General features: G+C 70.4%; 15 protein-coding genes. 8 read left to right on the top strand and 7 right to left on the bottom strand.

Annotated features, from left to right (window positions below; all coding sequences use genetic code 11):
* The first annotated feature begins 293 nt into the window (after positions 1 to 293).
* Genes ACIBK6_RS18265 through ACIBK6_RS18235 form a run of 7 tightly spaced genes read left to right on the top strand, consistent with a single transcriptional unit; the run spans position 294 to position 7,203 of the window.
* Entirely contained in the window at positions 294 to 1,634 is a 1,341-nt protein-coding gene (locus ACIBK6_RS18265; RefSeq protein WP_399052279.1) for a KamA family radical SAM protein, read from the top strand.
* The gene (locus tag ACIBK6_RS18260; protein ID WP_399052278.1) at positions 1,631 to 2,488 is read left to right on the top strand and encodes an N-acyl homoserine lactonase family protein; all 858 of its coding nucleotides are present in this window, start codon (positions 1,631 to 1,633) and stop codon (positions 2,486 to 2,488) included. Before ACIBK6_RS18265 ends, ACIBK6_RS18260 begins: the two co-directional genes overlap by 4 nt.
* Complete coding sequence (locus ACIBK6_RS18255) at positions 2,485 to 4,347, top strand: FAD/NAD(P)-binding protein (protein WP_399052277.1); 1,863 nt, start codon at positions 2,485 to 2,487, stop codon at positions 4,345 to 4,347. The genes ACIBK6_RS18260 and ACIBK6_RS18255 overlap by 4 nt, the downstream gene beginning before the upstream one ends.
* On the top strand, positions 4,310 to 4,786 hold the full coding sequence (locus tag ACIBK6_RS18250) for a cupin domain-containing protein (RefSeq protein WP_399052276.1): 477 nt from the start codon (positions 4,310 to 4,312) through the stop codon (positions 4,784 to 4,786). Before ACIBK6_RS18255 ends, ACIBK6_RS18250 begins: the two co-directional genes overlap by 38 nt.
* A complete protein-coding gene (locus ACIBK6_RS18245) occupies positions 4,783 to 6,051 on the top strand; it encodes an MFS transporter (protein WP_399052275.1) in 1,269 nt (422 codons plus the stop codon). The genes ACIBK6_RS18250 and ACIBK6_RS18245 overlap by 4 nt, the downstream gene beginning before the upstream one ends.
* Positions 6,044 to 6,454 carry a VOC family protein gene (locus ACIBK6_RS18240; protein WP_399052274.1) on the top strand — a complete coding sequence of 137 codons (411 nt, stop codon included), beginning with the start codon at positions 6,044 to 6,046 and terminating at the stop codon, positions 6,452 to 6,454. Before ACIBK6_RS18245 ends, ACIBK6_RS18240 begins: the two co-directional genes overlap by 8 nt.
* A gap of 26 nt (positions 6,455 to 6,480) precedes the next feature.
* Positions 6,481 to 7,203 carry a TauD/TfdA family dioxygenase gene (locus ACIBK6_RS18235; protein WP_399052273.1) on the top strand — a complete coding sequence of 241 codons (723 nt, stop codon included), beginning with the start codon at positions 6,481 to 6,483 and terminating at the stop codon, positions 7,201 to 7,203.
* A 146-nt stretch (positions 7,204 to 7,349) separates the two neighbouring features.
* On the opposite strand, the gene ACIBK6_RS18230 is transcribed toward ACIBK6_RS18235, so the two are convergent.
* A complete protein-coding gene (locus ACIBK6_RS18230) occupies positions 7,350 to 8,633 on the bottom strand; it encodes a methyltransferase domain-containing protein (RefSeq protein ID WP_399052272.1) in 1,284 nt (427 codons plus the stop codon).
* A gap of 310 nt (positions 8,634 to 8,943) precedes the next feature.
* On the opposite strand from ACIBK6_RS18230, the gene ACIBK6_RS18225 reads away from it, so the two are divergent.
* Positions 8,944 to 12,972, top strand: coding sequence for a molybdopterin-dependent oxidoreductase (locus tag ACIBK6_RS18225; RefSeq protein ID WP_399052506.1), 4,029 nt, complete (start codon positions 8,944 to 8,946; stop codon positions 12,970 to 12,972).
* Positions 12,973 to 13,091: 119 nt separating this feature from the next.
* Here the strand turns inward: ACIBK6_RS18225 and ACIBK6_RS18220 are convergent, their stop codons facing one another.
* The 6 genes from ACIBK6_RS18220 to ACIBK6_RS18195 form a co-directional block, all read right to left on the bottom strand.
* Positions 13,092 to 15,212 (bottom strand): UvrD-helicase domain-containing protein, encoded by a 2,121-nt coding sequence (locus ACIBK6_RS18220; protein ID WP_399052271.1) that lies wholly within the window; start codon positions 15,210 to 15,212, stop codon positions 13,092 to 13,094.
* A gap of 69 nt (positions 15,213 to 15,281) precedes the next feature.
* The gene (locus ACIBK6_RS18215) at positions 15,282 to 18,434 is read right to left on the bottom strand and encodes a BTAD domain-containing putative transcriptional regulator (protein WP_399052270.1); all 3,153 of its coding nucleotides are present in this window, start codon (positions 18,432 to 18,434) and stop codon (positions 15,282 to 15,284) included.
* Between the two features lie 147 nt (positions 18,435 to 18,581).
* Entirely contained in the window at positions 18,582 to 20,096 is a 1,515-nt protein-coding gene (locus ACIBK6_RS18210; protein WP_399052269.1) for a DEAD/DEAH box helicase, read from the bottom strand.
* A gap of 387 nt (positions 20,097 to 20,483) precedes the next feature.
* Positions 20,484 to 20,687 carry a cold-shock protein gene (locus ACIBK6_RS18205; protein ID WP_035796868.1) on the bottom strand — a complete coding sequence of 68 codons (204 nt, stop codon included), beginning with the start codon at positions 20,685 to 20,687 and terminating at the stop codon, positions 20,484 to 20,486.
* A gap of 410 nt (positions 20,688 to 21,097) precedes the next feature.
* Positions 21,098 to 21,982, bottom strand: coding sequence for a polysaccharide deacetylase family protein (locus ACIBK6_RS18200; protein ID WP_399052268.1), 885 nt, complete (start codon positions 21,980 to 21,982; stop codon positions 21,098 to 21,100).
* Between the two features lie 372 nt (positions 21,983 to 22,354).
* Positions 22,355 to 23,587 carry a GNAT family N-acetyltransferase gene (locus ACIBK6_RS18195; protein ID WP_399052267.1) on the bottom strand — a complete coding sequence of 411 codons (1,233 nt, stop codon included), beginning with the start codon at positions 23,585 to 23,587 and terminating at the stop codon, positions 22,355 to 22,357.
* Positions 23,588 to 23,643: the final 56 nt, after the last annotated feature.

The following is a 23,643-nucleotide window of genomic DNA, read 5'->3' as shown; positions in this document are numbered from 1 at the left end:
GGTCAATGTGACCTTGTCCCATTTTGCGGCGTGGCGGTTATGCGTCAGTCGCAGCAGCGAGCATTTCTTGCCGCGACACGCTCATTGATTTGGGGCAGGATCGTTATTGCGCCAGTCGGCGTGACTCAAAGACTTCGCTCATTCGGTGAGGACTGGATTCACATATGCGCAAGGCCGTCACGCGAATCAACGCCGCAGCACTCTTCGCTTCTGGACACGATCTCGGCTGGGGTGAATGAAAAGACCCGCACACCCCCACCCGGCAATTCGACCGTGAACAGGAAGCAGCAGACATGAACCAGGCCGCGGCAAAATTTACCCCCTACAACAGTAAAACGATTCAACGCGCCCCTCAATGGGAGCGAATACCCGAGGAACTGCGCGAAGGTGTCACCGTCGTATCCCAGGTCCTCCCGTTCCGCACCAACCAGTACGTGCTCGACGAACTCATCGACTGGGAGAACATCCCCGACGACCCGATCTTCCGGCTGAACTTCCCGCACCGCACGATGCTCGATGACCGTGACTACGTCGCGATGCGCGATGTGGTGGCGACCGGTGACAAGCGACAGATCGCGCTCTACGCGGGCAAACTGCGCGAGCAGATGAACCCGCACCCGGCCGGTCAGCAGACACACAACGTGCCGGAGCTGGACGGCGAGGAAGTGCAGGGAATCCAGCATAAGTACGCCGAAACCGTGCTGTTCTTCCCCAAGGCCGGCCAGACATGCCACGCCTACTGCACCTTCTGCTTCCGCTGGCCCCAGTTCGTCGGCGACGACGAGCTGGCGTTCGCGGCCAAGGACGCCCAGGGCCTGACCGCCTACCTCGCCCGGCACCGTGAGGTCACCGACGTCCTGATCACCGGCGGCGACCCGCTGATCATGCGGACGAACACCCTCGCCCGCTACATCGAACCGCTCCTGGCACCGGAGTTCGAGCACATCCAGAACATCCGCATCGGCACGAAGTCGGTCGCCTACTGGCCTCAGCGGTTCGTCACCGATCAGGACGCCGACGAACTGCTCCGTCTGTTCGAGCGGGTCATCGCCGCCGGCAAGCATCTGGCGATCATGGGGCACTACAACCACCCCGCGGAGATCCGCCCCGACATCGCGCAGACCGCCCTGAAGCGGATCATCGCGACGGGCGCGAACGTGCGCCTCCAGTCCCCCGTGCTCAAGCACATCAACGACGACCCGGCAGCCTGGCGCGAGCTGTGGACGACCGGGGTACGCCTGGGCGCGATCCCGTACTACATGTTCGTCGAGCGCGACACCGGTGCCCGCGCCTACTTCGAACTCCCCCTCGTCAGGGCGTACGAGGTGTTCCGCGAGGCGTACAAGTCGGTCTCCGGTCTGGCCCGCACGGTGCGCGGCCCTTCCATGAGCGCGTTCCCCGGCAAGGTCCTCATCGACGGAACCCCCACGATCCGCGGCGAGAAGGTATTCGCGCTCCAGTTCCTTCAGGGCCGCGACCCGGACTGGACGCGCCGCCCCTTCTACGCCAAGTACGACCCGCACGCGACCTGGTTCGACCAGCTCACCCCCGCATTCGGCGACCAGGAGTTCTTCTTCGAGAACGCACTGCCGCTCCCGGCCCGCCCGGCTCGTGAACTGGCGGTGATCTCATGACCGCCTCGACCACGCCGCCGACGTACGAGGTACTGGCGTTCCGGTTCGGCAGGCAGACGGGCCGGCTCGCACGGGAGAACTTCCTCTTCGCCGACGACCCGTGCGCCACCGACGCTCCGGCCGCGTTCGACTTCTACATCTGGGTGGTCCGCAACGCCGATCGCGTGATCGTGGTGGACACCGGATTCAGGGCCGAGACCGGCGCGGCGCGAGGGCGTGAACAGCTCCACCACCCCATCGAGGCACTCGCCGATCTCGGCATCTCCCCGGCCCAGGTGTCGGACTTGGTGGTCACGCACATGCACTGGGACCACACCGGTCATCTCGACGCCTTCCCCGGTGCCCGCGTCCACCTGCAAGAAGCCGAGCTCGCCTTCTGCGCCGGCCGGGCCATGCGGCACGCCGCGCCCCGCCGTCCCTTCGAAGCGGACGATGTGGGCACAGCGATCCGCCTGCTCTTCGAGGAACGCCTCCAGTTGCACCAGGGCCCGGCGGAGATCGCGCCGGGGATCGAGGTGCATCCGGCCACCGGGCACACACCCGGACTTCAGGTCGTACGCGTCCACACGCAGCGCGGGTGGGTGGTCCTGGCCAGCGACTCCTCCCACCTGTGGGCCAATATCCGCCGACGCGCGCCCTTCCCGATCCTCGACCACCTCGCATCGATGGTGGACACCTACGAGACGGTCGAATCCCTGGCGGACGGTGCGGACCACATCATCCCCGGCCACGACCCGCAGGTCGGCACGCGGTTCCCCGCGCTGGAGAGCGCACCGCGCTGGGTTCGGCTGCACGAGCCGCCCATCGCCGCCTACGTCGAGCCGGGCGAGGAACTGACCGGGGGGACCCCATGAGAAAGCTCCGGATCACGATCGTCGGTATGGGGCCGCGCGGCTTGGGCATCCTGCAGCACATCGCCCAGGGGGCCCGCCAACTCGCCGCCGGCGTCGAACTGGAGGTACACCTGGTCGATCCCCGCGAAAGCGGGCAGGGGGTGCACTCCAGCCGGCAGCCCGACCACCTGCTCACGAACACCCTCGCCAGCCAGCTCACCATGTTCACCGGCGAGAGTGGCCCCTCGTTCACCGAATGGGCCGACCAGGCCGGCTACCGCCGCTTCGACCGTGCCTACTACCGAACCGGCGAGGCCTGCGGGGAACCGATCGGCGAGCACGACTACCTGCCGCGCAACATGCTCGGCGAATATCTCTCCTTCGTGTTCGACCGCACCGTCGCCCAACTGCCCCCACACATAAGGGTCGTTCACCACCGCAGTCGCGCCCTCGACGTGGAAGAACGTCAAGGAACGTACGTGGTGCGCACCGAAGAGGGGCACGAGGTCGCCTCCGACTTCGTGTTCCTCGCGACCGGACACTGCGGACGCACCCCGACCGACGACGACGTGACGTTCGCGAACTTCGTCGCCGACCATCAGGCTCGCAACGACCGTCTCGCGTACGTGACGGACCCGTATCCGGTCGATGTGCTGCAGCACATCGCGCCGGGAAGCACGGTGGCGATCCAGGGGTTCGGACTCACCGCGCACGACGCCATCGCCGCACTCACCGTCGGCCGCGGCGGCCGCTTCGAGGGCGACGGCCAGGAGATGCGGTACCTGCCGTCCGGGCGGGAGCCCAGCATCCTGCTGTTCTCCCGGCAGTGCCTGCCCGCTGCCGCGCGCGGGATCAACCAGAAGGGCATCGCCGGCGACTACAAGCCGCGGTTCTTCACCCTCGACGCGGTACGCGACCTCCGCAGGCAAGCCGAGCAGACCCGGGGCATCCCGCAAATCGACTTCGAGACCGAGCTCGTACCGCTGCTGCTGCGGGAGCTGGGCTACGTCTATCGCACCACCTCGGAGCAGCGGCACATCGAGCCCGACGAGTACGAGTTCGGGGCACCGGACCAGGCCGCGATCGCGGGCATCATCGATCCGCTCCTCGGCAAGGCCTTCGGGGATCTGAACGAATTCCGTGAGTTCTTCGTCGAGTTCGTCACCGACGATCTCCACCACGCCGAGCGGGGCAATGTGTCGAGCCCCGTGAAGGCGGCGACGGACGCGATCCGCGACGTACGGGCCGGCCTGCGCGAAGCCGTCGACTTCGGCGGACTGACCCCCGCATCGCACCGGGTGTTCAACAACCGCTGGGTGCCGCTGATGAATCGCGTCTCCTTCGGGCCGCCGCGCCGCCGGAACTACGAACTCCTCGCCCTCATGAAGGCCCAGGTGGCCGATCTGGCCGGCGGACCGGGCTGTCGCGTCACCCCCGACCAGGAGGCGGCCCGGTTCGCCATCGAAACCCAGTTCACGGGCACCCGCGCAGTGCGGCACGCCGACGTCCTCGTCACCGCCCGTCTCGACCTCTTCCACCCCGAGACAGACAGCTCACCGCTCACCGCGCGTCTCCTGGCCCGGGGCCTGATCCGGCCCTATGCGAACGGCACCTACCAGCCGGGAGGCCTCGACATCACTCCCGCCGGGCGGGTGATCGGCAAGACGGGCGAGCCCCTCGCGGGTGTATGGGCGCTCGGATACCCCGTTGAAGGCCCCCGCTACTACACGTACTACCTGCCCCGGGCCGGACAGCCGTCCCGGTTCACAGCCGAGGCGAAGGCCGCCGTCGCCGACATGTGGCAGCTCATCGACACGACCGTCATCGAGGAAGGGGACGCCCATGTCCGTCCAGAGCGGCAGCCGGTTTCCATACCCTGATTTCAAGAAGCGCTACGACACACCCCGGCAGGAACCGGTGCTGTGGCGCTGGGCGGAGCTCTCGCAGGAGCTCGGCGGCGTCGAGCATCCCGAGCGCGGCACACTCGCCCTCGCCCTGCCGGACGGCAGCGCCGAAGTCCTGCGGGATGTCGCCGTCGCCTACCAGGTCGTCCCCGCCGGCGAGCGCACCAGCCCGCACACGCACACCTGGTACCACCTCTTCGTCGTGCAGGCCGGCACCGGCACCGTGACGTTCCACGACCGGAGCGAGACAACCGAACTCCACATCGGTGACATCCTGCTCGTGCCCGCCGGGTCGCCGCACCACTTCGACAACCCCACCGGCCAGGATCTCGTCCTGCTGAACCTGATGAACATCCCCCTCCTCGCCCACTTGGGGAACCTTCGGGTCGATCAAGGCCAGGAGACCCCTTCGTGACAACGCAAGAGGCCGCCGCTGCGGCGCCCGCCGAACCCGCGGCCCGGGTGGGGAGTTCGTACAAGTGGGCCGTGCTCGCCGTCGCGGTCACCGCGCTGACCACCGGCTCGATCGTCTACTCGGGCGTCAGTGTCCTGATGCCGTTCTGGAAGCGCGAGTACCACCTGTCCGCTGCGACTGCCGCGCTCGCGGCCACCGCGATCCAGGCGGGTCCGATCACTTCGATGCTGCTCATGGGACGGGCCATCGACCGCTACGGGGAACGCTGGGTCGTCTCCCTGACGATGATCGCGATGGGCGTCACCGCGTTCATCGCCGCGGCCGTCGGTCCCAGCTACCCGGTCCTTCTGTTGTTCATCCTGGTCATGGGTGCTTTCTACGGGAGCATCCTGCCGGGCGGGCAGCGTGCCATCACCCGATGGTTCGAGCCCAGCCTGCAGGGGATGGCCACCGGCATCAGGCAAAGTGGCCTGCCGATCGGCGCGACCATTGCCGGCGCCGTCCTGCCCACCCTCGCCCTGCACCACGGCTGGAAGGCCGCCGCCGTGGTCCAGGGCACGGCCGGCGTCCTCGGCGGCATCGTCTTCGCCGTCTTCTACCGAAGAGCCGGGGACACCGCGAGTGCGCGGAAGACCAGCGTGAACCTGGGCGCGCTCATCGCCGGCCTGGTCAAGGACCGGGTGGTGCGGTCGCTGCTCTTCAGCGGTCTGGCTCTGGCCGCTTTCCAATACGTGTTCTCGGCCCAGATCCTCATCTTCCTCACCGACCACCTGCACATTCCGATCGTGACCGCCGGGTTCATGTACTCGGTGGCGCAGGCCGCCGGTATCGGCGGCCGGATCGGACTCGCCTGGATCAGCGACCACTTCTGGCCCGGCAGGCGCATGCGCTCACTGAAGTGGGTCCTCGCGTTCTCCGCACTGCCGGTGGCCGCGCTCACCATGCTCACACCCGGCTCGCCCCGCGTCCTCAGCTATGGGCTGTGCGTGCTGCTCGGACTGCTCTCCGTCGGCTGGTACCCGCTCTACCTCGTACAGATCGCGGACATCGCCGCGAACCAAGCGGTGGCCTCCACGATCAGCTTCGCGATCACCCTGAACCAGATCATCGCCGCCGCGATGCCCCCGCTGTTCGGTCTGCTCGTCGGAACCACCGGCTACACCGCCAGCTGGCTGCTGCTGGTGGCTGTCCTCCTGGTGACCGCTGTCCAACTGCACCGCACGCAGCCGACCGCCCCCCGTCTCGCAAAGGAAACCAGTGCTTAAGAACATCGATCACATCGGCGTCGTCGTCGACGACCTCTTCCGCGCCAAGAAGTTCCTCGAAAGCCTCGGCCTGACGCTCGAACTCGAACGCGAGGTTCCCGAGCGGCACGTGAAGGCCGCCTTCTACCGGTGCGGCGACGGAGCCCGGATCGAACTCATCGAGCCCACCACCGAAGAGGCCCGCGAACGCCGCCTCGGCGCCGGAAACAAAGCCCGCATGGAACACATCGCCGTCGAGATCAACGACGACATCGAGACGGCCATGAACGCGATACGCGGCCTTGGCGTCGACTTCGTCTCCGCTCATCCCGTGGCCATCGACGGCAACCTCAACGCCTTTACCCAGCCGAACACTTCGGAGGGGATCCAGTTCCAGCTCGTCCAGCGCGGCGCCGCCACCTGACCGGCCCCACCCGACAGGAGAACGCCTTGACAACCTCACACAACCAGCACCATAAGGATTTGGTGGAGCAGGGATACACCCTCATCGACGACATCCACACAGATGAGGAAGCTGCCGAAGCCCTGCGCCCCTACGGCGAGTTGATACCCCAGTACGACGGGCAGCTCCGCTACCAGGTAAAGGCCGCACCCGGCTTTGAGCACCGCCGCTACTCCAAGTCCACCAACACCATCCTGGTGCACACCGAGGCACCCGGCTGGACGCCGCCGCCGCGGTACCTGGCCCTGCACTGCCGAGTACAGGCCACGTGCGGCGCCGGACAGACCGAACTGGCCGACGCCCGCGCGTTCCTCTCCAGCCTGGACGAAGTCCATGCCGAGGCCGCGCGCAAACAGGACATCGAATGGGTCGGCCACAACACGGGCGGAACGGGCACCGGCGGAGTACGGGCTCCGGTGGCGGAGGCAGGCGCCGACGAGCGCGAGATCATCCGCTTCAGCTACAACCTGCTCACCGCAGGCCACTACGACCCGCCGCTGGATGCCGCCCCCGACCCGGCGACGCTGCCCCTCGGCAGGCTCGGCCTCGACCTGGCCGAGCAGGCGGTGGAGTTCTTCCGCGAACACAAGACGTCCGTTCTCATCCCGGAGAACTCCATCCTCGTCTGGGACAACCAACGCATGCTGCACGCCCGCTCCGAGTACCGGGACGTCCGCCGCCACCTCACCCGGTACTGGCTGAAGGCCTAGGACCTGTCCGGCGGATCTTGTCTGGGACGCGCGGCCCTAGCAGTCCATCGCGATGTCCGCGCAGGTCGGCGCGTGGAATCCCCGCCCGAGCAAACGGGCGGGGATTCCGCTGTGCAGTTGATGCACCCGGCCCCGGTGACGGGTCGTCAGGGGGCCAGCACAGCCAGGGCAAGGAAGTGGCCCTCGGCGTCCTCGTACTCCGTCAATTGCCAGCCCGCAGTGCGGAGTTCCGGTTCCAGGTTGGGGCGGGCCAGTGGGTCGGCCGGGCTCACGGGGCGGCCGTGGCGGGCGGCGCGCTCCGCGCGGCCCGAGGGGTGGAAGATGGCCAGAGTGGCGTCGGCGGCTGCCACCCGGGCCCATTCCCGCAGGGCCGCACCGGGGTTCGGCAGGTGGTCCAACAGCCCTGCGCTGAAGATTCCGTGGGCCGCGCGGGAGGGCAGCGGCAGGCGGTGGCAATCAGCGAGGAGCAGGTGGGCGGGTCCGGTGCGTCCGGTGCGGGTGGCCGCGTTCAGCATCGCCTGTGTGACGTCGATGCCCAGGACCGAGCCGTTGTCGTGCACTTCGGCCCGTAGTGCCGGGAGGGCGCGTCCGGTACCACAGCCGAGGTCGAGGGCCGTTTGTCCGGGCTTCAGGCCCATGCGGGCAACGGCTGCCGCGTATGCCGGGGCCTGATGGGCGAACCGGTCCTCCCACGCGTCCGCCCTCGGCGTGAAGAAGGCGCGGGTGGCGGTGCGGCCGGAGCGCGCGGCCACCAGGGTGGCGAACCGGCCGAGCACGCGATCACGGTGGGGAGCCAGTGCCGCCAGGCTCCCCGGTGTGTCGAGCCGGAGACCGGGCGCGCTTGCCGCCTCCTCGGGGAACGCCGTCGTGAAGGCGTCGACGGCGGCGCTTTCGACCTCCAGGTGGAATTGCAGGCCCCACGCACTGCCGTTCACCCGGAACGCCTGGACGGGGTAGCGGTCGCACGACGCGAGCAGCACCGCCCGGTCCGGGAGGTCCATGGTGTCGCCGTGCCAGTGCAGCACCGTGAGCTGTTCTGGCAGATCAGTGAACAAAGGGTCCGCGTCCGCCGATGCGGAGAGGCTGATCCCGCCCCATCCGATCTGTGCTCCCGATCCCGGCCTGGCCACCCCGCCCGCCGCCACCGCCAGCAACTGGGCACCGAGACACACCCCGAGCACCGGCACGTCCGCGGCCAACGCGGCCCGCAGCAGCGCGAGTTCCGCATCTCGGGTGGGGAACCCGTTGTCGCTGTACGCCGACCTCGGCCCGCCCATCACCACGAGCGCATCCACCCCGATGAGGCTGGTCGGTACCGGATCGCCCGCCCACACGCGGCACAGTCGCGGGCGCAGCCCTGCCGATTCCAGCGCCGCGGCGATCGCGTAAGGGCCCTCGCCGGGTTCGTGCTGCACGACTACGACGCTCATCGATCCATCCTTCGTTCGCACGCTCCGCAGCTGCGCCCCGGATGGCGTGAATGCATGGCACATGCGAGAGCTACGGAGGTTTTTCCTGGCACCTGGGCGATTCTGCTCGATCTCACAGTGCTGGTCCAGCGCATGTGTGATGGGCGTTACCGCCCGTGATGGGGCGAGGTCACATCGGCGTAACGGCCGGTTCGTACCGTCGGAGGCACGCTTCGGTCAACAGAGAGGCCCTTCGGTGCCCCCACAGGATGTGTCGACGGCTGTCTCCCAGGTGCGGACGGTCTGCTCGTACTGCGGGGTGGGCTGCGGCATGGTGCTCGACATCGCCTCAGGACCGGAGGGCCGCCGTACGGTCCTCAAGGCATCGGGGGACAAGGCGCACCCGGCGAACTTCGGCCGGCTGTGCACCAAGGGCGCCACGACGGCCGACCTGCTCGCCGCCCCCGGCCGGCTGACCACCGCGCTGATGCGTCCCGAGCGCGGCGCCGAGCCCGTAGCGGCACCCATGGACGAGGCGATCAGCGGCACGGCACGACGGCTGCGGGCGATCGTCGATGAGCACGGGCCGGACGCTGTCGCCTTCTACGTGTCCGGGCAGCTGAGCCTGGAGGCGCAGTACCTGGCGAACAAACTAGCCAAGGGCTTTGTGCGGACCAACCAGATCGAGTCCAACTCACGGCTGTGCATGGCGAGTGCGGGCAGCGGTTACAAGCTCTCCCTGGGTGCCGACGGCCCGCCCGGGTCGTACCAGGACTTCGAGAGGGCGGACGTCTTCCTCGTCATCGGCTCCAACATGGCCGACTGCCACCCGATCCTGTTCCTGCGTCTGATGGAACGGGTGAAGGCGGGCGCCAGGCTGATCGTCGTGGACCCACGGCGCACCGCCACCGCCGACAAGGCCGACCTCTTCCTCCAGATCAGGCCCGGCACCGACCTGGCCCTCCTCAACGGCCTGCTGCACCTCCTTCACGAGAACGGGCAGACGGACGCCGCGTTCATCGCGGAGCGCACCGAGGGCTGGGAGGCGATGCCGGAGTTCCTCGCGGACTACCCGCCCCGCACCGTCGCGGAGATCACCGGCATTCCGGAGGCGGACATCCGCCGGGCGGCGCAGTGGATCGGCGCGGCGGCGGAGTGGATGAGCTGCTGGACCATGGGGCTCAACCAGTCCACGCACGGCACGTGGAACACCAACGCACTGATCAATCTGCATCTGGCCACCGGTGCGATCTGCCGCCCCGGCAGCGGCCCGTTCTCGCTCACCGGCCAGCCCAACGCCATGGGCGGGCGAGAGATGGGCTATATGGGCCCCGGTCTGCCCGGACAGCGATCCGTGCTGGTCGCCGAGGACCGCGCCTTCGTCGAAGAGCTCTGGGGCCTGGCGCCCGGCACCATACGCGAGGACGGGTCCGGCACGGGAACCATCGACATGTTCCGGCGGATGGCGGACGGTGACATCAAAGCCTGCTGGATCATCTGCACCAACCCGGTGGCCTCCGTCGCCAACCGCCGGACCGTCATCGAAGCCCTGGAAAGGGCCGAACTCGTCATCACCCAGGACGTGTTCGCCGACACCGAGACCAACGCCTATGCCGACATCGTGCTGCCCGGCGCACTGTGGAGCGAGAGCGAGGGCGTACTGGTCAACAGCGAACGCAACCTCACTCTCGCCCGGCCGGCGGTGGACCCGCCCGGTGCGGCACTCGCGGACTGGCGGATCATCGCGCGGATCGCCTGCGAGATGGGCTACGCCGATGCCTTCGCCTACGGCAGTGCCGAGGAGATCTTCGAGGAGATCAAGGGCGCCGCGAATCCGAAGACCGGCTACGCCCTGCGGGGTGTGACGTACGAGCGGCTGCGCACCACGTCCGTTCAGTGGCCCGCACCGTCGCTCGACGGCCCCGATCGCAACCCGATCCGCTACCTGGCAAAGGACGGCGGTCCGGTGTTCCCGACAACGAGCGGACGGGCCGTCTTCTTCGCCCGTCCGCACGTTCCGGCCGCGGAAATGCCGGATGACGACTACCCGTTCGTTCTCAACACCGGCCGTTTGCAGCATCAATGGCACACCCTCACCAAAACCGGGAAGGTCGCCAAGCTCAACAAGCTCAATCCAGCCCCGTTCGTCGAAGTGCACCCCGAGGACGCGGGCCGGCTCGGCATCGGCGAGGGCGACTCGGTCGAGGTCGCGTCCCGGCGCGGCCGGGCCGTGCTGCCGGCCGTGGTGACGGACCGGGTGCGGCCGGGATGCTGCTTCGCGCCGTTCCACTGGAACGACCTGTTCGGCGAGTACCTGAGCGTCAACGCGGTGACCAGCGACGCGGTGGACCCGATCTCCTTCCAGCCCGAGTTCAAGATGTGTGCGGTGACACTGACGAAGGTCGCCGCCGCGGTCGAGGTCTCCCCGGCGCCCGTCGCCGCCCCCGCCGCGGAGCCGGTCGCGGCCGTGGCGGCCACGAACCGGTCCGGTGCCGCAGCCGTGTTCGGTCTGGAGAACACGCCGCCGCCCGTGCTCGCCGAGCACGAACGCCAGTACCTGGTCGGATTCCTCGCCGGGCTGCCGTCGGGCACGCCCGGTGTTCCGGTGCTCCCGGCCGGTGCGCCGTTCAGCGCGGAGCACGCGCGATGGGTGAACGGCGTCCTCGCCGGTATGTACTCGCGTGCCGCGCAGCCGGCGCAGGAACCGACGGAGCGGGCCCCCTCCCCCGGCCGTGACGTGGTCGTGCTGTGGGCCTCGCAGACCGGGAACGCCGAGGAGTTCGCGACGGCCGCCGCCGACCGGCTCACCGAGACCGGGCACCGGGCCCGGATCATCGGCATGGACGAGGCGGACCCGCGTGCCCTCCCGCCCGCGGCCGACCTCCTGCTGATCACCAGCACCTTCGGCGACGGTGACGCGCCCGACAACGGGTCCGGGTTCTGGGCGGCCCTGACCGCTGCCGACATCCCGCCGCTGGACGGCAGGCGGTACGCGGTGCTGGCTTTCGGCGACTCCTCGTACGACGACTTCTGCGGGCACGGCCGACGCCTGGACCAGCGTCTGGACGAGCTCGGGGCCGTACGTCTGGCGCCGCGCACCGACTGCGAACCCGACTACGAGAGCTCCGCGCGGACTTGGCTGGATCAGGTCCTCGTCGGCCTCACCACGCAGCCGCTGACATCCCCGTCATCAGCCGATGCCCTTCCCGCCGCCCCCGCCGCCGCGCCCGTCCGCACCGCCAAGCCGGCCCCCGCCACGGCCCGGCTGGTGGGAAACCGGCTCCTCAGCCGCCCCGGCGCGGGCAAGGAGGTCCGCCGGTTCACCTTCGACACCCGGGACGCCGTCTCGCCCCTCGGCTACGAGACCGGTGACGCCCTCGGCGTACATCCGGTCAACAGCCCCGATCTGGTGGCCGAATGGCTGGCCGTCACCGGTCTCGACGCCACCTCCGAGGTCGAGGTCGCCGGCCTCGGCGAGCTCCGGCTGGCCGACGCCCTGCACCGGCACCTGGACATCACCCGGCTCACTCCGGCCCTGCTGGGCTTCGTCACCGAGCGCACCGGCGACCGAGCCCTGAAGAAGATGCTGCGCCCCGACAACAAGGGCGAACTCGCCCGCTGGTCCTGGGGCCGTCAAGCCGTCGACGTCCTCGCCGAGTATCCCGTCCGTGCCACCGGGCAGGAGTGGGCCGGCATCCTCAAACGACTGCAGCCCCGGCTGTATTCGATATCGTCCAGCCCGCTCACCGACCCCCACCAGGTGTCCCTGACCGTTTCCGTCGTCCGGTACGAGAACCTGCACGGCCGCCCCCGCAACGGAGTGTGTTCGCCCTTCCTCGCGGATGCCGCCCCCGGTGCCCCGGTGCCGGTCTTCGTGCAGCGCGCCCCGCACTTCCGGCCGCCCGCCGGCCCCGGCACGCCGATGGTGATGGTCGGCCCGGGGACCGGAGTGGCTCCGTTCATGGGCTTCCTGGAGGAACGCCGCGTACAACGCCACCGCGGCCCCAACTGGCTCTTCTTCGGCGAACAGCACCGGGCCACCGACTTCTACTACGAGGACGAGCTGGCAGACTTCCTCGCCGACGGCACCCTGACCCGCCTGGACACCGCCTTCTCGCGCGACCAGCGCGCCAAGGTCTATGTGCAGGACCGCATGCGCGAGCACGGCGCCAAACTGTGGTCCTGGCTCCAGGACGGCGCCCGCTTCTACGTCTGCGGCGATGCCGCCCGGATGGCCAGGGACGTCGACCAGGCGCTGCGCGACATCGCCGTCGCACACGGAGGTCTGGACCCCGACGGCGCGGCTCTGTACGTCAAGCAACTCGCCGCCGACAAGCGGTACGTACGCGACGTCTACTGATCGGTGTGGATGACGCGACGGCTTCCCCGCCGGGTCCCTCCTCGCCGCCGTCTGATCCGGCAGCACCAGGAGGGCCTCGCACCCGGACCGGGTGCGAGGCCATTTTGCGTAGCGCCCTACTACCGCGCCACGCTGCCCAGCCACAGCACGTCACGCGCCCGGGTCATCGCCACGAACAGCTGGCTGCGCAGCAGCTCTTCGCGCTCCTGTGCCGTTTCGGGCCCCTCCGCGGCGCCGGGGCCGCCGGCTAACGCCCCGTTCGGCAGGGCGGCGTCGTGCTGGGGCAGGTATACGTGCTTGAACTCCAGGCCCTTGGCCCTGCGGTAGGTGCCCAGCTTGACCGCGTCGACGGCGCGGCCGTCGTAGTGCTCCAGCAGGCATGTCGGGATCCCTGCCCGGGTGAACAGCCCTCGGTAGTGGCCGATGGCCCGCATGGACGGGCACAGCACGGCGGCGTCGGCTCGCGCGCCGTCCGGCAGGGCGCGCAAGGCGTCCAGGAGCGCCTGGTCATGGGCGTCCACGGTCGGCGCCGTGACCCGGACCACCTGCCCGTCGTGGTACGTGAGGTCGACGTCACGGCGGCCGGGCGTGCGCAGGCCGTCGATGTCTTCGAAGGCGTCGTCGGCCACGACCGTCAACGCGGCGTCCAGGATCTGTTTGCTGTTGCGGTAGTTGGTGCGCAGCACCTGTCCACGGTCGCCGCGAATGTCGACACCCGCGTCGGAGAGGCGGAACCCGCCCGGGTACACGGCCTGCTGGCCGTCGCCGACCAGGAGCAGGCCGTTGGGGGCGTCACCGACGAGGGCGTGCAGGAGACGCACTCCGACGAGGGTCAGGTCCTGGACCTCGTCCACGACGACGGCCGCGTACCGGGACCGGTCCGTGTGCCGTGCCGCTTCTGCCAGGGCGAGCGAGAGAACGTCGTTGAAGTCGTGCACACCGCGCTCGATGCGCAGCGACTCGTACGCCTCGTACAACGCCCACACCGCCTGCCGGTGCGGCCCGCGCAGGTTCGTCCTGCGACGACGCCTGCGCACCAGCGCGTACTCCTCGAAGGCGTCGATGCCCCGGCCCTTGATGACGTAGTCGATCTCGTCGCGCCAGTAGTTCGGCGCCGGATCGATCTCGGTCAGCCGGCTGTCCCGCCCGACGTGCTTCCAGGCCAGGCTGAAGGCGGTCTCGGCCTTGTCTCCGTGCAGCCGCACCGGGACGCCGCGCTCCTGCAGGAATTCCTGCGCCCAGGAGTGCAGGCTGCGGAAATCCACCCGGTCCGCGACCGCCGGGGCCATGGTCTTGAGGAAAGTGCCCTGCACCCGGGGCAGGTTGTTGGCGTAGGTGACGTACAGGATCCGGCCGCCGGTGCGCCTGGCGAGGTGGGCCGCGCGGTGCAGCGCGACCACCGTCTTGCCCGTGCCCGCCGGGCCGCTGATGCGCGCGGGACCCGACCAGTTGCGGCGCACCAGCGCGACCTGATCGGGGTGGAGGAAGGTCATCCACTGCTCGATCGGGGCCCGTAACGCCTCCGCCAGGGCCGCGTCCCGCAGACCTTCCAGGTCGAACAGCCCGTCGGACACGGCCTGTTGAGGCTGCTCCGGCGTCGGCACCGGCTGTGTGACCGCCGATCCCTCGTAGTCGGGGAAGACGCGTTCCAGATGGTCGGCGATCGCACGGACCGACTCCGTACGCAGTCTGCGGCGCTCCGACAGCAGCGTGGGACCGACCTCGTGCTCCCCCAGGAGCCGGATCCGGCCGAGGCCTGCGTCGATCCGTTGCCCCGCGAACACCATGAGCGGCTGGACCGCCACCGGGGACAGACCCAGGGAAGCGACCGCACCTTCGGCGGCTTTCGTGACCGCGAGGAGCTTTGCCGCGTGCTCGTCCCGCGGCTCGCCTCCAGCACGGAGCTTGCCGTCCGAGACCTCTGGGGCAGACCGCCAGTTCTTGACGTCGATGACGAAGACACCGCCGGGACCCACCAGCAGCATGTCCACATTGGCGGCGCGGGTCCCGGGCCAGCGGCGATCCACGAGCAGCCGCCACCCTCGCTCCGTGAGCACCAACAGCTGGGCGGCTACCAGCCGTTCACCCTCGCTCGCCGCTTCCCACTGCCGCGCCTGCCGACGAGCGGCCTGCCACTGCTCCCGCAGCAACCGCTCCTGCCGTCGCGCTTCCTGCGCCCGTCGCGACGCCGACTCGCCTGCCCCCATGCCCAGCCCCCTCGTACGCGGAGTGGTGATCATAGAACGGTCCGCGACCGGAACGGCAGGGTGCACAACGGCTGCTCGGGTACGTGAGGGTCCTCTCCACGTTCAGGAAGCGAGCGTGGCCTCGGCCAGCTGGGACCAACTGGTCCGGGTCCCCTCCCGAGCGGCCTCGGCGAACCGCGCGTCGCCGAGGCGGCGGCGCGCGGCCTGCTCGATCCGGGCCGCGTCCGGGTGGGAGCGGTCCGGCAGCCCGCGCACGCCCGCGCTCGCCGCGAGCAGCCGCGCGGCCTGCTCGCACTCGCCCCGGCGCAGTGCCAGGTCCGCGACCCCGACGAGCACCTGCGCGATCACCGGAGCGTGTCCCGCCTCGGACGCCGCCGCGCAGGCCGCCGCGCGGTGCGCCCGGGCCTCGCCGAGGTCGTCGGCAAGGTAACCGAGCAGGTCGTGCGTCATCGCGCGGACGTTGGCCCGCTCCGCTTCGTCGCCCAATACGGCCATCGCGACGCCGAGTTGCTCGTGCGCCTCCTCCGCGTTGCCGCCCCACCGCGCGAGTTCCGCCTTCGAGAGGGCCAGCTCGGCCAGCGCGTCCGGCCAGGTGACCCGCTCCGCGCACCGCTGCGCCTCGGCGATGGCGGCCGCGCTCGCGTCCTGGTCGCCAAGGAGCCAGTACAACCGCGCCTGCGACGACCGCATGCGGATGACGTCCTCGGTGGCACCGACCTCGGTGACGACCGCGATCGCCTGCTCGTAGTACTCGCACGCGTCGGCGAACTCGCCGCGCACGGCCATCCGGTCCGCCAGCTCCGTCAGGGCGAACGAGATCTCGAATCGCTCGCCGATCGTCCGGAACTCGGCGAGCGCCAGCTCCAGGTTCGCGTCCGCGTCCCGCCCGCCCCGGCCGAGCACGATCCGCATCTTGCCGAGGTGCAGCCGGGCCAGTGCCCGGGCCCAGGGGTCCTCGTCGTCCAGCAGTGTCTCGAACGCGGGCAAGGACGCCTCCGGCCCTTGCAGCATGCGTTCCAGCGGGGCTACGAACCCCATCAGCGGGTGATGGCGCAGGCCGCGCCGGCTGAAGTGGTACGCCTTGTGGATCCACTCCGCGGCCCGGTACTGGTCGCCCCGCCCGGAGCTCACGAACATCACGACCAGCGCGTACACCGTGGCCCGGACCTCGTCGGTCACCTCTCCGGGCGTCCTGGTGGCCGCGCTGATCAGCTCGAAGCCCTCGGTCCTGCGCCCGCCGAGCCACCAGTACCAGCCCGCGCCCGCCGCGAGCCGCATCGCTGCCTGCGCCTCGCCCGCCGCGAGTGCGCCGCGCATCGCCGCACCGATGTTGTCGTGCTCGGCATCGAGCGTGGCGAGCCACTCCAGTTGCTCAGCGCGGCGAAGATGCGGCTCCGCGGTCTCGGTGAGTTCGGTGAAGTGGGCGAGTTGCGCATGGCGCGCCCGGTCCGATTCCCCCGCCTCCGCGAGCCGGTGCCCGGCGTACTCCTTGATCGTGCCGATCATCCGGTAGCGCGGTGCGGTGCTGCCCGCCGTGAGCAGCAGCGACTTCTCGGCCAGCGAGGTGAGCAATTCGAGCACCTGCTCCTGCTCGACCCCGGCGCCGACACAGACCCGCTCGGCGGCGTCCAGGCTCGCCCCGCCCGAGAACACCGAGAGCCTGCGCAACACCATCCGTTCGGCGTCGGTGAGCAGGTCCCAGCTCCAGTCGACCACCGCGCGCAGCGTCTTGTGCCGCGGCAACGCGGTGCGGCTGCCGCTGGTCAGCAGGCGGAACCGGTCGTCGAGGCGGTGGGCGAGCTGATCGATGGACATCGTGCGCAGCCTGGCCGCGGCCAGTTCGATCGCCAGCGGCATCCCGTCAAGGGCCCGGCAGACGCGCGCCATCGTCGCCAGCGTGCGGGCGTCGGCCGCGAGATCCTTGCACACCGCGCCCGCGCGGTCCCGCAGCAGCCGGACGGCCGGCGAGGTCTCGATCTCGGCGTGGCTGGCGTATGCGTCCGGCAGGGCCAGCGGCTCGACCGGCCACAGCGCCTCACCGGTGATGCCGAGCGGTTCCCTGCTCGTCGCCAGGATCCGCAGCCGCCGGCACTCCCCGAGCACCCGGTGGGCGAACACCGCCGCCGACTCGATCAGGTGCTCGCAGTTGTCCAGGATGAGCAGCGCCTCCCGCTCGCGGATCGCGGCGATGAGCCGGTCGGTCGGTTCCGCGTTCGGGGCCCCGCCGAGCAGCGCGTCCCGCAGACCGAGACCGGCGAGCGTCGCCTGCGCCACGTCGGCCACGTCGCTGTCCGCGCCGATGGCCGCGAGCTCCACCAGCCAGGCCCCGTCCGGCAGTTCGCCGAGCAACGTGCGCGCGCTCTCCGTGGCCAGCCTGGTCTTGCCCGAGCCGCCCGGCCCGATCAGGGTGGTGAGCCGGTGTCCGGCCATGAGCTCGCGGACCGCGGCGACGTCCGCGTCCTTGCCGACGTAAGTGGTCAGCTCGGCCCGCAGGTTGGTCTTCCGGGTCCCCTCCCGCCGCCCCAACTCGCCGCGCAGCAGCGCGACATGAACTGCGGCCAGCTCCGGCGAGGGGTCGACGCCCAGCGCGTCGGCCAGGGCCTCCCTCGCGCGCTGGTACACCAGCAGCGCCTCACTGTCGCGACCGGCCGCGGCGAGGGCGCGCATCAGCGCGGCGACGAGCCGCTCCCGCACCGGGTGCGCGGCCACCAGGTCGGTCAGCTCCGTGATCAGCTCCGCACCGCGCCCGAGGGCGACCTCCGCGTCGACCCGCTCCTCCGTAGCGGTCAGGCGCAGCCCCTCTAACCGGCCGACCGCGGCGTCGAACGCGGCGCTGTCCTGGAGACCGACGTCCTGCATGGCCCCGCCGCGCCACAGCTCGATGGCCTCGCGCAGCAGCCGCACCCCCCGGGATGCGTCCTCGGTACGGGCCCGGCCCTCGACGACGAGGCGTTCGAACCGCACGGCGTCGACGTCGTCGGGCGCCACCGTCAACCGGTAGCCGTCCGTCCGCCCCTCGATCACCCCGTCCGGCAGTGCCTTCCGCAGTCGGGACACCAGGCGCTGCAAGGCGTTCGTCGCATCGACGGGCGGGTGCTCACCCCACATCCAGTCGACGAGCGACGCCTTCGGAACCGCGTGACCCGGCCTGAGCGCGAGAGCGATCAACAGCCCGCGCAGCCGAGCGCCCGGCACCTGGGCCAAGCCGCCGTCGTCCCCGCGAACCTCCAACGGCCCCAGCATCCCGATCTGCACCCGCTGATTTTGCCACGGGCGTTCGGCCGGGGTCAGCGCGTGAACGGGGCTGCGGTTTACGTCAGTTGAGTCCGAGGACTGCCGGGGCGGGCGGCGGTGGCTCTCGACAGCCACATGTTCATCGCCGGCCGCACCGGCACTCCTGGGTCAGGCGGCGCGGCGGACCCGGGCGGCCTTGCGGGCCTCGGCGAGCTCGCGGGACTCGCCTGCGCGGCGCGAGGTACGGCCCGACTGGCCTCGGGCCGTGCCGCGGCCGAGGAAGGGGGCCTGGCCGCGCTGGGGGCGGTCCGCCGGGGGCGCGGAGGGGCCGATGGGGATGCCGGAGGGGGCCTTGGCGCCGGTGATGCGGCTCAGTTCCGCCTCGCCCGAGCGGACCTGGGTGATGGTCGGGGTGATCCCGGCGGCCATCATCAGGCGGCTCATCTCGCGGCGCTGGTTGGGCAGGACCAGGGTGACGACGCTGCCGGACTCACCGGCGCGGGCGGTGCGGCCGCCGCGGTGCAGGTAGTCCTTGTGGTCGGTCGGCGGGTCCACGTTCACCACGAGGTCGAGGTTGTCGACGTGGATACCGCGCGCCGCGACGTTCGTGGCCACCAGGACCGAGACGGCGCCGGTCTTGAACTGGGCGAGGGTGCGGGTGCGCTGCGGCTGGGACTTCCCGCCGTGCAGCGCGGCGGCGCGCACACCGCTCTGGAGCAGGTGCTTGGTGAGCTGGTCGACGGCGTGCTTGGTGTCCAGGAACATGATCACCCGGCCGTCGCGGGCCGCGATCTCGGTGGTCGTGGCGTACTTGTCGGCGCTCTGCACGTGCAGCACGTGGTGTTCCATCGTGGTGACCGCACCGGCCGAGGGGTCGACGGAGTGGACCACCGGGTCGTGCAGGTAGCGCCGGACCAGGAGGTCGACATTGCGGTCCAGGGTGGCCGAGAACAGCATCCGCTGGCCGTCCGGGCGCACCTGGTCGAGCAGCTCGGTGACCTGCGGCATGAAGCCCATGTCGGCCATCTGGTCGGCCTCGTCGAGGACGGTGATGGCGACCCGGTCCAGGCGGCAGTCGCGGCGCTCGATGAGGTCCTTGAGACGGCCCGGCGTGGCGACGACGACCTCGGCTCCGGAGCGCAGCGCGCCGGCCTGGCGGCCGATCGACATGCCGCCGACGACGGTGGCCATCCGCAGCTTCAGCGCCCGGGCGTACGGGGTGAGGGCGTCGGTGACCTGCTGGGCCAGCTCGCGGGTGGGGACCAGGATCAGGGCGAGGGGCTGCTTGGAGTCGGCGCGCCGTCCGGCGGTGCGGGCGAGCAGCGCGAGGCCGAAGGCGAGGGTCTTGCCGGAGCCGGTACGGCCGCGGCCCAGGACGTCCCGGCCCGCGAGGGAGTTCGGCAGGGTGGCCGCCTGGATGGGGAACGGCTCGTTCATGCCGAGGCCGGCGAGCAGTTCGAGCACCTCGGCGGGCAGGGCGAGCCCGCCGAAGCCCGCGACCGGCGGCAGCGCGGGGGTGATGGTGACGGGCAGGGCGAACTCGCCCTGCGGTGCGGCGGGCCTGCGGGCGCCGCCGGAGCGGCCGGGGCCCTGCGGGCGGAAGCGGGCCCCGCGGTCGGCGCCGGTGGAGCCGCCCTTGCGGGAGCCGGAGTAGCGGTCGTTCGTGCGAGCTGAACGGTTCAAGGAGAACCTTCCTCGATATGGCACGTATCGAGGGACTCCCGGCAGAATTGTGCGGCCGGGACATCGCAAGAACGAGCCGAAAACAGAAGTCGAATTCCGATCCGGCCGTACCAGGGCGCGGAAATTCCCCGCCCGGTGTCGGAATGCCGGGCAGCCGCCGCCCCGGAAGGCGGACGGGCCGGATCAGGACAGCGGGCTGAGCCGCGCCCGGCCTGAGCCGTGGGCGGTTCGTCCGCTGGGTGGCGGGACGCGCGGGGCGGTGCCCGGTGTCCCGCGGGCCGTGAAAAACCGCCGTCATGGTGGACGGCGGGCCCGGTGAAACAGCAACGAGCTGGGGCCCGCACCGCAAGGTGCGAGCCCCAGCCGCGTTCAGAAAACGCCTCAGCGTCAGGCAGGCGTGATGTTCTCGGCCTGCGGGCCCTTCTGGCCCTGCGTGACGTCGAAGTTCACCTTCTGGCCTTCCTGAAGCTCACGGAAGCCCTGGGTGGCGATGTTCGAGTAGTGGGCGAACACGTCCGGGCCGCCACCCTCCTGCTCAATGAAGCCGAAGCCCTTTTCCGCGTTGAACCACTTCACGGTGCCAGTAGCCATGTCATATCTCCTTCGGGGCAATGCCCGGGGGTCCGCACTGTGCTGACCCCGTTGTTACTGTGATGATGCCCCGTCCGGAAAAAGCACCGGAAATACAAAAGCGCCCGGCGGCATAAAACCGTCAAGGCACTTGAAGTCTTTGGGAACCACAACTGCAACTGGGAGCAACCCTAGCACGGATCCGCCGGACTGGCACGGCAAATAGTACTATTTCGCGCTCCTTGCCAGAAAGCCTTGCCGTACAGTGCGCAAATTTCTGTGGTCGCGGCGGCAAATATTCCCTCCGGCGACACCCGGTGGCCCCTCAACAGGGCGTCGGTACCGGCCAGTTGCCGCCGTGACCACGGTCCGGTCACCGGAGCGACGCCGGGCATCACCGCGCTCCGCGGGCGGTGATGCCCCGGGCGGCGTCAGACCTTCGGGAAGCTGAACACGTACCCCTGCTGCGCCAGCCAGGGAAGCAGTTCCTTCAGGGCCGCGACCGTCTGGGCGCGGGCCCCGCCGCCGTCGTGGAAGAGCACGATCGGGCCGTTCTTGAGTTCCTGCTTCACCGTCTGAACGATCTGCGCGGTGCCGGGCTGCTTCCAGTCCTTGGTGTCGACGTTCCAGCCGAGGGGCCGCATCCCGTGGGTGGCGGCGATGTGGCGGTTCTCGGGGGTGAAGGCACCGCCGGGGGCGCGGAAGTACTGGACCTTCGCGCCGCCGGCCGCGTCCTCGATCATCTTCTGGGCGTCGAGGACCTGCGCGCTCTGGTAGGCGACGGGCTTCTTGTTCATCTGCTCGTCGTGGCTGACCGTGTGGTCGCAGAGCCGGTGGCCATCCGCGACGACCTGCTTGACCAGGTCGGGGCTGGCCTGGGCCTGCGGGCCGATCATGCAGAAGGTGGCCTTGACGCCGTACTGCTTGAGGACGGCGAGGATCTTCGGCGTCCAGACCGGGCTCGGCCCGTCGTCGATGGTGATCGAGACGGACTTGCCGCCGCTCTCCGTGGCGTGGTCTATCGACTCGGCTATTCCGGCGCCGGGGGGTACCGCGGGCCCGGTGGAACCCGCGGAGCCGTCCGTTCCGTCCGGTGCGCTGTCGTCGCCGCCCGGCTGGCCGCTCGCGCCGCGGGACCCCGCGGGCTTGTCTTCGGACTTGCCGGTGGCCTTCGAGGACTGGGCGAGGGCCGGGCCGGGGCCGTCGGACGAGGTGTCGTGGCCGAGGACCACGGCGGCGGCCACGCCGCCGGTCAGTACAGCGGCCGTCGCTGCGGCCATCACGATGCGGCGTGTGTGGGCAGTCAGACGCGCCATGGTTTCCCCATCCCCTCGGTACGTGCCGGTACGGCAGCGGAGCCTCACCGGTCCGCCACGATCGCACGATCGCGCTCGAATCCCGAAATGCGAATTCCCCGGCCGGGTATGGCCGGAAAATACCCGGTTCCGGCAACCTCCTTGATACGTACGGAAGTTGACGCGACCTCAGTGGTGCGAGGGGCTCGGTTCGGCTGCCGCGCGCCGGGACTTTGGTCCCTGACGCGCAGGCAAAGACCCCGCCAAGGGGGTTCCCGGTTCCCGCTCCGAGCAGGCGATTTGCCGCAGGACCATCGGCCCGGGCCGGGACGAACCGGGACGAGACGCTCGTCACTCCGGCGGGGGAAAAGCCCCCTCCCCCGCCCCGGCCGGTCAGAACTCGTCGACGGTGTGCGGGAGTTCCGGGGTGTGCAGCGCCGCGTCGAGGGCCGCCGCCGCGCCCGGGGTGTGCTCGGTGACCAGACCCGCGAAGACGAGCCGACGGACCTCGGTGCCGCCGAGGTAGCAGGCGGCCAGGTCGCGCACGTCGAGGCTGAGGTCGGGTACGGCCGTCGTCGGCTCGTACGTGCACGCGTGCGGGGATGCCGCGAGGCGGAAGCGGCCCGCGTTGGCCGGAATGCGGTCGTCGCGGACCTCCAGGACGAGGAAGGCCTCGGCCGCCCAGGAGCGTGCGGTGAGCGCGGCGCGCACGTCCACGAGGCGGATCCACAGCGCCGGGAACCCGGCCACGGCCTTCACCTGGTCGCGGTCGGCGGCGAAGAGCAGCAGCGGGTCGTCCGGCGCGATGCCCCGGGCGCGGACGGTGCCGGTGAGGTCGATGCCCGCGAGGTAGTTCCACAGCGCGGCCTCACCCGCCGCGGTGTCGGCCTCCAGCTCGGCGACCTGGACGGTGCCGGGCTTGGCCGGGTCGTCCTCGCGCCGGGTGCGGTAGACGGCGTACCCGGCGAGCGGTTCGTCGACGGCGCCGAGGCCGACGATGCGGGGCGGGCCGAGTTCCTCGTCGTCCTCGTCGGTCTCGGGCAACCACTCGCCGCGCCAGCGTGCGGTGTCGCGCGCGATCCGGCCGGCCCGGCGGGTGCGGGTCGCCTCGTAGTAGGGGCCGAGTTCGACGGGTGCCTCGTCGGGGTCGATCAGGCGCAGGGGGCGCTGGTCCACGTCGATGCGCAGGGCGAGCGGGCGGGTCGAGTCGATCTCGACGGAGGTTCCGTGGGTGCCCGCGCCGAAACCGAAGCGGCCGTAGATGGCGGCCTCGGAGGCCCAGAGCGCGACGACGGGCCTGCCGTGCTCGGCGCAGCGCCGGAACAGTTCGGCGATCATGCCGGAGAGCACGCCGCGGCGGCGGTGGGTGGGGGCGACGGAGACGAACGTCAGCCCCGGGCAAGGGAGTTCACCGCCCGGAATGGACAGCGTGAAACGGTGGGCGACGAGGAATCCGACGAGCGCGTCACCGTCGTACGCCCCGACCCGGTCGCAGCGCAGCACCATCGCGCGCTGGTACTCGCGCTTCTCCTTCTCGTCCGGCCGGTCGTGGAAGACCAGCCACCAGAGCTCCAGGGCGCGGTCGACGTCGGACTCGGGCACGCCACGGAACTGGAGCTCGTTCATGCGGCGACCCTAACCCGGCCGAAACGGGAGTTCACTCGCATATCGGCCGGGCCGGG

This window comes from Streptomyces sp. NPDC050485, assembly GCF_044458185.1.
In the GTDB taxonomy this organism is placed as follows: domain Bacteria; phylum Actinomycetota; class Actinomycetes; order Streptomycetales; family Streptomycetaceae; genus Streptomyces.
Note: the sequence above shows the minus strand (reverse complement) of the source record. Positions and strands in the feature narration are given on the sequence as shown.